Raw genomic sequence first — 9,805 nt, 5'->3', positions numbered from 1 at the left:
ATCGTCGGTCACCCCCGTCCGTTTGCGGCGACTTGCCGCCGGGGTCAGCACCACTGGACTCGCCGCCGTCGGGTTCCGTTCTGGCGACGGGACAGCGGAAGCTGTTTGCGTCCCTGTACCCGCCGCACGTCGTCCATGAGGTCGTCAACAACGTCGTCGCTGCCGATGTCCGGGAAGACGAGGGCGTAGTAGACCGCGCCGAGTATCGGGAGCAACCAGAGGAAGACGAAGTACGCCAACGTGGAAACCGGCAGGCCGAGGACGTACGTGTAGTCGGTCACGCCGGGATGCCACTGCAGCCAGATTATGCTGAACCCGGCCACGAAAACCGCGGCCAGTCCGACCAGCAACCACGTATAGGGGGCGAGGTTCAGTTCGCCGTCGTTCCGTTCGACGGCCGCGGCCGCGAAGTTCGCCACGATGAACAGCGCGGCGCAGTACGAAAACAGCCGATACGCCCCGGTCGCCGCGGCGAGCAACAGTGCGACGGCCAGTACGGCTATCGTGCCCATGACTTTGTTCCGCGCGCCTCGATTCGCCGACGTTCGTGAAGATGCCATCAACTGTGCACCAAGGTACCAAATGTCGAAAAACGGCGGGTTGATATGTAAAGAATGTTCGAGCGCTGATTTTTCGTTGGTCGGGGGAGATGATTTCTGCGGATGTCGAAACGGCGGGGACGGCTACCGCGTCCGCGTCCGAATCCGTGCGATTCGGCCGTCCACGATGGTGAAGTCGTCCTCGAAAGCGAACATCTCCTCGCCGTCGGCGTCGAGCAGGCGGCCCTCGGCGACGGTCGACTCCCCGTTCTCCTCGACCCGCGAGAGTTCGTGACTCGTCTCCTTGTTCGGGCGGTCGTCGCGCATGAACGAGACGAGGGTGTCGCGTCCCTCGATGGTCCGGTCGGGTCGCTCGTGTACCACGTCCGGGGTGAACAACCCGGCGAACGTCTCGTAGTCGTGTGCGTCGATGGAATCGTAGTACGCCCGAACAACCGCTTCGGAGTCCATACGCGGGACAACGCGGACGACCCTCTTTATCCCCTCGGCAGGAGCTATTGAGTTCTCGATAGTCCGCGGGATAAATTTGAGGCCACAATAGCAGTCATATAAACGGCTATGTCGTCCCCGCGAACTCGTACATTCGCCGGTGGAATCCGGTACGCCAGTACGACAGAGGAACTGTTTCCATACGGCTCCGCTCCGCACAGCACCGCACCCCCGGCGGGGCCTTCTTCGCGCCACTTTTTACCGAGCCACGCCAAGCGCTCGGCAGTGAACCTCCACGTCCGGTACGAGGGTGACGACGACCCGAAGAAGTGTACGGCGCGGAAGCTCGCGCGGTTCGACCTCGCCGAACTCCACCGCACGACCCGAGCGACGCCGTACGGCATCGTCCTCAATCCGCACGCGGAGCAGGCGCTGTCGCCCGCCGACCGCGCCGAAACCGACACCCTCGTCGCCCTCGATTGTTCGTGGGAGAGCGCGGAGCGGGCGCTGTTCGAGATGCCCGGCGTCCACCGAGCGTTGCCGTTCCTCGTCGCCGCGAACCCCGTCAACTACGGCAAGCCGTTTCGGTTGAACACCGTGGAGGCGTTCGCGGCGGGACTCTGCATCCTCGGGGAGCGCGACCAAGCGGAAGAGATACTCTCGAAGTTCCGCTGGGGGGAGACGTTCCTCGAACTGAACGCGGAACCGCTCCGCCGCTACGCCGACTGTGCCGATTCGACCGACGTCGTGGCGGTACAACAGGAGTATCTGGACGCTGGCGAGGAGTAACGGCGGGGCGACTCAAAAACGTTTAAACGCGCGCGGAAGAAAACGCACGGTATGGCCAGTTTCGACGCAGCAGAGAAACGAACGCTCGAAAAGATGATTTGCATGCGCTGTAACGCGCGCAACCCGCAGCGAGCGGAGAAGTGCCGCAAGTGCGGCTACAGCAAGCTTCGTCCGAAGAGCAAGGAACCGCGCAGCGCATAATCGGGTCGCCGATTTTTCGTTCGAATCGCAACCGGGAGCCGCGCGTTTCTCCGCGTCCAGCTATTCGTCTTCCCCGAACCATTCGTCTTCGAGGACGGCGTAGCGCTCGACGTTTACGTATTCGCCGTCGAGGAACTCGGCTTCGACGTGTGTCGCCTCGTGGCGGAAACCGAGCTTTTCCCAGATGCGGGCGGAGCCGACGTTGCCTTCGAAGACGCGGGCGAAGATTCGGTGGTGGCGGCGCTCGCGGAACCCGAAGTCGGTGATGAGCCGACTGGCCTCCGTACCGTAGCCCTCGCCCCAGAACTCCTCGGCGAGCGAGATACCGATTTCGGCGTTCACACCCGTCGAGTCGTGCGGGTGAAGCCCGATGGTTCCCATCGCTTCGCCGTCGCGGCAGATGAGCAGGTGCACGTGGTCGGTGTCGGTGTCCGAGGCGCGCTCCTCGTACCACTCTCGTTCCTGTTCGCCGTTGATGGGCGAGCGACTGCCGAGGAACCGGCGGACGTTCGGGTCGTTGATGGTCTCCTGCAGGAAGTCCAAGTCCTCCTCTTCGACCGTCCTGAGTTCGATTCGGTCGCCGTACAGAAAGACGGGTCCGGGCATGAAAGAGAGAGGTTCGACCGAGGAGAAAAGCGTGTTCGATGCGTGCCATCACACGACACGTTGCGTCTCGCTATCCGGCGACACGGAGCGTCGCTCACTCGGGATACTTCGGTTCGCGTTTCTCCGCCCGCTCCAGTGCGGTTTCGATGACGTCGCGCACGTCGCCAGAACTGCCCTGCCGTTCCGACTGGCTCCCGGAAGCGTGGCTCTCGGGACCGTCCCCGTGAAACTCGTCGCCGTGTCCGGCGTACATGTGTTCGACCGAATCCGGCATGCGGTCGAGGAGGTCGCGGATGCTCTCGATGAGTTCCTCGCGGGACTGCCCCGGCATGTCGGTTCGTCCGAAACTGCCGTCGTCGAACGCGCCGTCGTCGTGGACCACGACGTCGCCGCTGAAGATGGTCGACTCGCTGACGAACGCGAGGTGGTCGTCCGCGTGGCCGGGCGTGTGCACGGCCTCGAACTCCTCGTCGCCGATACGAACCGTATCGCCGTCGGAGAGGGGCGTATCGCGGCGAGGATGCGGGGCGTAGGCGGCGAGTTCCGCGTCGAATTCGTCCAACACGGCGTCGAGTTGTTCGACGTGGTCGCCGTGCTGGTGAGTGAGGACGACCGCATCGAGCGTGTCGGTGTGTTCGCGGATGACGTCCACGACGCCATCCATCGCCCCGGCGTCGACGAGGACGGTGCGCTCGCCGAGCACGAGATACGCGTTGCAGGTGAACGTCTCGGCGTCGGCGGTGACGGTGACGACTTGCATATCGGGTCGTTTTGCCCCATCTACCAAAATTCTGACGGGCGGCGAGCGTTTTTAGTGCTCGAAGTGCATACTAACTATCGTATGGGCTTCGGGAGCTACGACGAATCAGAACAAGAAAATCGGGAGTATAGCGCGGACTTGGACGACGACAGCGGTGTCGAAACGTCGGAGCACGACCACGAAGGCAGCGTAGATTTCGAGATTGGGGCATCGAACGACGAGCTGTTGGACCGACTCAGCGAAATCAAAGACGAAGAGTAGCGTGAAGTCGGGTGTTCGAGCGCTCGGTGTCGCGGAATCTTACCGCCGTGACACCAGCACGCTCGCTGGCGTGGTCACCCGCGCGAGCAGGGTGACGGACGGTTTTGTTTTTGGAGACTGTACGGTCGGCGGAACGGACGTGACCGACGGGATTATCGACCTTGTGGAGCGACTGGACCGCGAAGACGTACGCTACGTCCTCGTCGGCGGCATCGCCCTCGCGTGGTACAACGTGGTGGACATGCACCGCCTTCACGAAGCGACCGACCGACCGGTCATCGCCGTCACCTTCGAGGAGAGCGACGGCCTGCTCGAATCGCTCGAAGCCGAGTTCTCCGGCGATGCGCTCGACCGACGGCGCGAACGCTATCGGGGGCAACCGCCGCGGCGCGAACTCGCGGTCAACGACCAGACGGTCTTCGTCCGACAGGTCGGCCTTCCAGAGGGAGAGGCCCGCGATGTCGTCCGGGCGTTCACGCCCGAGGGCGGCCGACCCGAACCGCTCCGCGTCGCGCGGTTGGCCGCCCGCGCCGCGGACGAGTGGCGCGGTGGAACGGACCGCTGAGGCGCAGTGCGGTGGAACGGACCGCTGAGGCGCAGTGCGGTGGAACGGACCGCTCGGGCGAGCGGTCATACGAGGTCGGAGCCGCCGTCGATTCTCTCCGTTCGATTGACACGGCGTAGGCCGAGGATACTTAATACGTCCCACCCGTTCGGGCGACCATGGGTACGATGGAGGGACTGGACGTCACCGACTGTACGCGCTGTCCGGCACTAGTCGAGTGCCGAAGTCAAATCGTCAACGGCGTCGGTCCGGAGGACGCGGACGTGTTATTCATCGGGGAAGCACCGGGCGCGCGGGAAGACGAACAGGGCGAACCGTTCGTCGGTCGGAGCGGGTCGGTGCTGGACGAAAAACTCCGCGACAGGGGACTGTCGCGGGCGGACGTTCGAATCACCAACTGCGTTCGCTGTCGCCCGCCGGAGAACCGCGACCCGACGACGGAAGAACTCGGCAACTGCCGGGAGTATCTGGAACGGGAAATCGAACTCGTGGACCCCGACGTCATCGTCACGCTCGGAAAAGTTCCGAGCCAGCACGTCCTCGACCGGGACGTGGCAGTGACGAACGAAGCCGGGTCGATAGAAGCCGTCGAACTCGGCGGGACGAAACGCGACGTGCTCGTCTGCCTGCACCCCGCCGCCACGCTCTACGACCGGAGTCAGGAGTCCACGTTCGAGAGCGCGCTCGACAAGGCGGCGACGATGGCGGGCGCGAACGGCGGCCAGTCGAACCTCGGCGATTTCTAACCGTTCGAATAAGACGGAGTGCGGCGTCGAATCTGGCGTTGTAAGGCGGGGAAAATAGCGACGAATCGACGGGCGAGTTGCCGTGTCACCGACGAGTCGGATTCAGGTTCGTCCTCGAAACGGCCAGTTCAGCACTCGTTGCCCGCGTTCGATTCGGCGTACTGGACGTTCTCGTTCCGCTGGTAGTTGAGCTGTTCCGCCGTCGCGTTACCGTCGTCCATGGAGAACGCGATGGCGCTGTTCTGCTCGTTCACGTTCAGCTGTTCGATGTACTGTTCCTGTACGATTTCGCTGATGGCTTTCTGCGTGTTGACTTGGTTGTGGCCTTTGTCGTACGCGACCGCCCACGACCCGTCGCCTTTCGCGTCGGTACCCTTCACCACGCCCTCGATTTGGAGGCCGCCCTCGTCCACGTTGACCGAGGTCGCCGAGGCGATTTGGGCGTTGAAGTTGCCCTGATAGCTGGCCTGCGTTGCCGTCGACTCACTACCGTTCAGCGCGACCGCCAAGGCCGCGTTCTGCACGCTGGAGTTTCGCTGGCTGACGTCCTGGAACTGGTCGATTTCGGATTCGGCACCCTGCTCGTTTGCCTGCATCGACCCGTCCGACGTGCGTTTCACGTCGGAGTCCGAGTAGTCGCCCGTCATCTTGGCGGTGGACATGTACTCGCTGACGGGGGTCAGGTCGAAGTTGAGCGCCGTGGCCTTCGCTATCTGCTTGTTCCGGTTGAACTGACAGCTGATCTGCCACGCCTTGGCGGTACTGCCCTCGCCGACGGCGAGGGCGACCGCGACGCCCTGTTTGTTGTAGTTCAGCTGGTTGACTTCCTGTGACTGGTCGACGGACGAGTCGGCGCTCTGGTTATCGCCATCGCCGACGTTCTTCGCGAGCGCCTCCGCGTCCTGCACGTTCTCGTTGAGCTGGTAGCTTCGCTGGTAGGAACGGGCGTAGCTTCCGCCTTCGGCGACCGCGACGGCGCGACTCTGACTGCTGTAGTTGACCTGACCGACCTCCTGTTCTTGGTCGATTTCGGCGTCGGCGGACTGTTCGCTCTGGTATTCGTCGTCGCTGACGACCCACCCAGAGAACTCGCTCGATTCCGTCTCGTGTGCGAAGATGATGTAGGCGTTCTTGACGTCCTTGAACGTCTGTTTCTTGTGGTCGGCCTTCGCGTTCTTCGACCACGCCTTCCCCGCCTGCACGTTCTGGTTGTTCTGGTAGGTGCGCTGGATGGCGTCTGCCTCCCCACCGTCGATGGAGATGGCGACGGCGTACTTCTGCTGGTTGACGTTCAGTTGGGAGACCTCCTGATACTGGATGACCTCGGACGACGACTCCTGTGAACTGGTCTGGAGGTCGTTTTTGTGGTCTGCCAGCCACGATTCGAGGTCGGTGGAGTCGGTGTCAACCCCGAAGATGAGGTAGACGTTATCTCCGTCCGCCTGTACGACATCGTCCGTGGCCGCGTTCGTTGCGCCCGAGAACTTGCTCACTGCTCCGGCGCCGATGCCAGTTGCCGCGATTCCCTTCAAATACCCTCTGCGTTTAAGCTTGCCGCGATTTCGATTGGTTCCTCGCATAGTGCAACCTGGTAAAACATCGGTTCACATTTCGTTATGAGCCGCCTGTCGGCAATACTTAGCGAGTAGGACCTAGTTATAACGGTAAAACGGACAAAAATTGTAGGGATTCGAATACGTATCCCGATGTTGTATTATCACTCACCGACGGGAATAAAATCGCGGGACGCACCCGGTTTCAACGAGTGCCATCCGGCAAGAAACGTCCGAGACGGACGAGAAACCTACCACCACTGCGACCGAAACCGGTGAATCCGCGCGACAATCGTCACACTCGACGACCCACTGTTATCGGAATCAACAACCCACCGCTATCGGAATCGGCGACCCGTCTTTACCGCACGAATCAGCAAACGGCCGGGAGAAACGGCGAACGGCCGAACGAATCAGCGGACGACCGTGACCATCATCGGCGCGCGGCGCATCACCTTGTCGGCGACCGAGCCGAGGATGATTTTCGAGATGTCGTCCTTTCCGTGAGTTCCGATGACGATGTGGTCTACGTCGTTTTCGCGGGCGTAGACGAGGATTTGGCGGGCGGGCTGGCCCATCTTGACGACGCTCTCGACCGGAACGTCCGCCTGCTCACCGAGTTCCTCGTGCAGTTCGTGTGCGTTGTCCCACTCCTCTTGATACCACTCCTGGGAATAGGCGGGCATTCCCGACTTCCCTATCGGCGACTGATACCCCGGTGAGAGCGGGTCGATATCGAACGGGTTGACGATGGTGATGAGCGTGAGTTCGACGTCCGGCATCGACGCCGCGTATTCGAACGCCTCCACCGATTTCGGCGAACCATCCAACGGAACGAGAACGTGTTCCCCCATGGCACGTTGGACGGGCGAACGCCAGTAAAACAGTTTTCTCTGTCGTTGACAGCTGTTCCCGGGGAACGAACTCACCCGACGTTCAGGATGAACTCGAAGATGAGAAACGACCCGACCGCCGAAAGAGTCGGCGAGAGGACCCAGAGGAGGACGATTCGGCTCGTCGCCGCCGGGTCGAACAGGTTTTCCGCGGTCAGTTCCTCGATGCTCTCCTCACCGATGGGTGGCACTTCTCCGGCTTCACCGCCGTCGCCGACCGTGCCCGGGTCGGGAACGTCGCCGTCCGCCACGTCGCCGATGGTCGGGCCGGGCGGCATCTCGGATTCGCTCGTTTCCGCTATCAACGCACCCGAGGAGAGTTCCGCGGTGGGGGTCTGTTCGCCCTGCAGCGCGGTGTCCGCCACCTCCGCGACCGTCACCGCGCGACTGGCGCGACCCCACCCGAGTCCGATGATACACGACGTGGTGCTGACCGCGAGACTCGCCGGAATTCCGAGCCGCGAGAGAATCGTGATGATGGTCGCACCGATGAGCGAGACGATGAGCGCGGCCAGAATCGGCAGGTCTGTGATGCCGTCGCTGACGGTGTCGAGGGTCCGGCGAGCGATGGTAAAGCCGCCGAGCCCGATTGCCCCGATGGCCAAGAGGATTCCTTGGCTGGCGGTTATCGACCCGTTTCCGATGAGCGGAGCGACCGCGTTGGCCGCGTTCGACGCACCCGCGCTGAAACCCATGTAACAGGCGATGATGAGCACCGACGCCGCGCCGCCCGCCTCTCGTTTGCCGACGTTACCGCCGAGTTTCGGTCGGGGAATCGACCCCGAGCGGTCCACCGTCAGCAATCCGTCCTCGATGCGTGAGAACGAGAATCGGGCGTCCAGATGCGGATAAAGGTACCGACCGACGACCAACCCGACGAAGAAGGCCGAAAGCGGCGCGACTATCCACGCCGAGACGATGGTGAACATCAGCGATTCGTTGAGCGTGTTCGACGCCAACCCCAAGCCGACGATTGCGCCCACCGCCGTCATCGAGGTGGACGCTGGCACGCCGAACAGGTTCGAGATGAGCAGCGCGAACCCGGCGAAAAAGAGGACGATGATGCTCGTCACCAGCGTGAACTGGCTCGCCGGGACGATACCGTTGCTCATGGTCTCGATGACGTTTCGACCGACCGTCCACCCGCCCAAGAGGGCAAAACCGGTGAATAGCACCGCCGCTCCGACTTTCCCGATGATTCGGCTGCCGACCGCGGGACCGAAGGCGACCCCCGTCGAGGACCCCCCGATGTTGTAGCCGACGAATACGGCAACGAACAATCCGACTATCAGTAATGCGGTGACCACTCTCTCCCCCCACTCGTACAACGGTGGCAAACTATTTCGTTCTTGCTCGCACCTCAAGCGCGAAACGCCGCCCAGCGAAGCATGTCGTCGAACGCGACGACCGACTCGAACCGGTCGTCCGGGTCGTCCGCCATCGCTTTCGATATCACCTCGTACAGTTCCGGTGAGACGGAATCAGAGCGAAGCGATTCGTACTCGTTCGGGTCCGCCCGGGCGAGGATGAGTTTCCGATACTCCGGGTCGAGCATGCGCAGCGACCCCCCGTCGGGGTCCTCGCCGGTCAGAACGAAGGTCGCAATCGCTCCGAGGCGGTACACGTCGGTTCGCTCGTCACCCGCCTCTCCCGCGACCTGCTCCGGCGCGTCGTAGGGCGACCGGTCGCGGAACTCGGCCAGCGCGGCGGCCAGTTCCCAATCGGCCACGGCAACGTCGTCGCCGTCGAGGAGAATCGACTTCGGAGTCAGACCGCCGTGAATCACGCCGTCGGTGTGTGCGTCGTGAACCACCGTGTTCGCGTCCGAGAGCGCGTCGAGTCGCTCCTCGACTGGCCGGTGGGAATCGGCGAGCGACCCGTCCGCGTAGTAGGGCAATTCGATGCTGTCGCCGTCGGTTTCGAGGACGGGAACGACGCCGGGTCGGTCACTCATCTCGGCCCAGCGTTCGGTCGCCGAGCGGAACGTCCCCGCGACTTGCGGGTCCGTCAGGTGTCGCTCCACGACGACTTCCGGGCCGTCGTCGGTGCGTTTCCTGACGCGATACGTCTCGGTGAGCGCGTCCGAAGCGAGGCGGTCGAGCCGACCGTATTCGAGCGTCGGTTCGGTGGCGTCCGCCGTGACCGCCTCGTCGTCATCGTTCCACCGTCGGTACGCCGCGAACGCCGTGGTCCCGACGAGAATGCCCGAGAGCGCCATCCCCGAACCGGACGTGAGGAACTCACCCGTTCCGTCGATGGCCGTGGAGAGAAGCGAATGACGGCGGTCGAACGCGTACAGCGTACCGCGGGTCCCGAAGAGGATAACATCGTCCGCGAGTACGGTGTTGATGGCACGGTTCGCGCCCGTGAACGACCACTGTAACGAGCCGTCGTCGGTCGAGAGGACGTACAGCGTCCGCTCGAAGGAGACGTACACGGACC

13 protein-coding genes are annotated in these 9,805 nt (G+C 63.0%); 5 read left to right on the top strand and 8 right to left on the bottom strand.

Annotated features, from left to right (window positions below):
• Nucleotides 1-44: 44 nt before the first annotated feature.
• On the bottom strand, nt 45-560 hold the full coding sequence (locus tag BG842_RS06600) for a hypothetical protein (RefSeq protein ID WP_254662953.1): 516 nt from the start codon (nt 558-560) through the stop codon (nt 45-47).
• A 123-nt stretch (nt 561-683) separates the two neighbouring features.
• Nucleotides 684-1,010 (bottom strand): nuclear transport factor 2 family protein, encoded by a 327-nt coding sequence (locus BG842_RS06595; protein ID WP_069450160.1) that lies wholly within the window; start codon nt 1,008-1,010, stop codon nt 684-686.
• 264 nt (nt 1,011-1,274) lie between these two features.
• Between BG842_RS06595 and BG842_RS06590 the strand changes: the two genes are divergently transcribed.
• Together BG842_RS06590 and BG842_RS27275 are read left to right on the top strand one after the other, a co-directional pair.
• Nucleotides 1,275-1,778, top strand: a complete 504-nt coding sequence (locus tag BG842_RS06590; protein WP_007976580.1) for a DUF367 family protein — start codon at nt 1,275-1,277, stop codon at nt 1,776-1,778.
• A gap of 51 nt (nt 1,779-1,829) precedes the next feature.
• Nucleotides 1,830-1,979 (top strand): 50S ribosomal protein L40e, encoded by a 150-nt coding sequence (locus tag BG842_RS27275; RefSeq protein ID WP_007976579.1) that lies wholly within the window; start codon nt 1,830-1,832, stop codon nt 1,977-1,979.
• Between the two features lie 60 nt (nt 1,980-2,039).
• On the opposite strand, the gene BG842_RS06585 is transcribed toward BG842_RS27275, so the two are convergent.
• The gene (locus BG842_RS06585) at nt 2,040-2,585 is read right to left on the bottom strand and encodes a GNAT family N-acetyltransferase (RefSeq protein WP_069450159.1); all 546 of its coding nucleotides are present in this window, start codon (nt 2,583-2,585) and stop codon (nt 2,040-2,042) included.
• Nucleotides 2,586-2,679: 94 nt separating this feature from the next.
• Nucleotides 2,680-3,345, bottom strand: coding sequence for an MBL fold metallo-hydrolase (locus tag BG842_RS06580; RefSeq protein ID WP_069450158.1), 666 nt, complete (start codon nt 3,343-3,345; stop codon nt 2,680-2,682).
• Between the two features lie 81 nt (nt 3,346-3,426).
• On the opposite strand from BG842_RS06580, the gene BG842_RS06575 reads away from it, so the two are divergent.
• From BG842_RS06575 to BG842_RS06565, 3 genes are all read left to right on the top strand, one after another.
• Nucleotides 3,427-3,606 carry a DUF5786 family protein gene (locus BG842_RS06575; RefSeq protein WP_007976574.1) on the top strand — a complete coding sequence of 60 codons (180 nt, stop codon included), beginning with the start codon at nt 3,427-3,429 and terminating at the stop codon, nt 3,604-3,606.
• A 1-nt stretch (nt 3,607) separates the two neighbouring features.
• Entirely contained in the window at nt 3,608-4,171 is a 564-nt protein-coding gene (locus BG842_RS06570; RefSeq protein ID WP_069450157.1) for a DUF99 family protein, read from the top strand.
• 158 nt (nt 4,172-4,329) lie between these two features.
• Nucleotides 4,330-4,917, top strand: a complete 588-nt coding sequence (locus BG842_RS06565) for a uracil-DNA glycosylase family protein (RefSeq protein WP_069450156.1) — start codon at nt 4,330-4,332, stop codon at nt 4,915-4,917.
• A 128-nt stretch (nt 4,918-5,045) separates the two neighbouring features.
• Here the strand turns inward: BG842_RS06565 and BG842_RS06560 are convergent, their stop codons facing one another.
• The 4 genes from BG842_RS06560 to BG842_RS06545 all read right to left on the bottom strand — a co-directional run.
• Nucleotides 5,046-6,449, bottom strand: a complete 1,404-nt coding sequence (locus tag BG842_RS06560) for a hypothetical protein (protein WP_069450155.1) — start codon at nt 6,447-6,449, stop codon at nt 5,046-5,048.
• Between the two features lie 434 nt (nt 6,450-6,883).
• Nucleotides 6,884-7,324 (bottom strand): universal stress protein, encoded by a 441-nt coding sequence (locus tag BG842_RS06555; RefSeq protein WP_069450154.1) that lies wholly within the window; start codon nt 7,322-7,324, stop codon nt 6,884-6,886.
• A 71-nt stretch (nt 7,325-7,395) separates the two neighbouring features.
• Nucleotides 7,396-8,670, bottom strand: a complete 1,275-nt coding sequence (locus BG842_RS06550; protein WP_069450153.1) for an inorganic phosphate transporter — start codon at nt 8,668-8,670, stop codon at nt 7,396-7,398.
• Nucleotides 8,671-8,723: 53 nt separating this feature from the next.
• On the bottom strand, nt 8,724-9,805 hold a 1,082-nt coding region (locus BG842_RS06545), incomplete at its 5' end, for a PQQ-binding-like beta-propeller repeat protein (protein WP_342764795.1).

Source organism: Haladaptatus sp. W1 (assembly GCF_001723155.1).
Taxonomy (GTDB): Archaea; Halobacteriota; Halobacteria; order Halobacteriales; family Haladaptataceae; genus Haladaptatus; species Haladaptatus paucihalophilus.
This window is presented reverse-complemented; position numbering and strand designations above follow the sequence as displayed.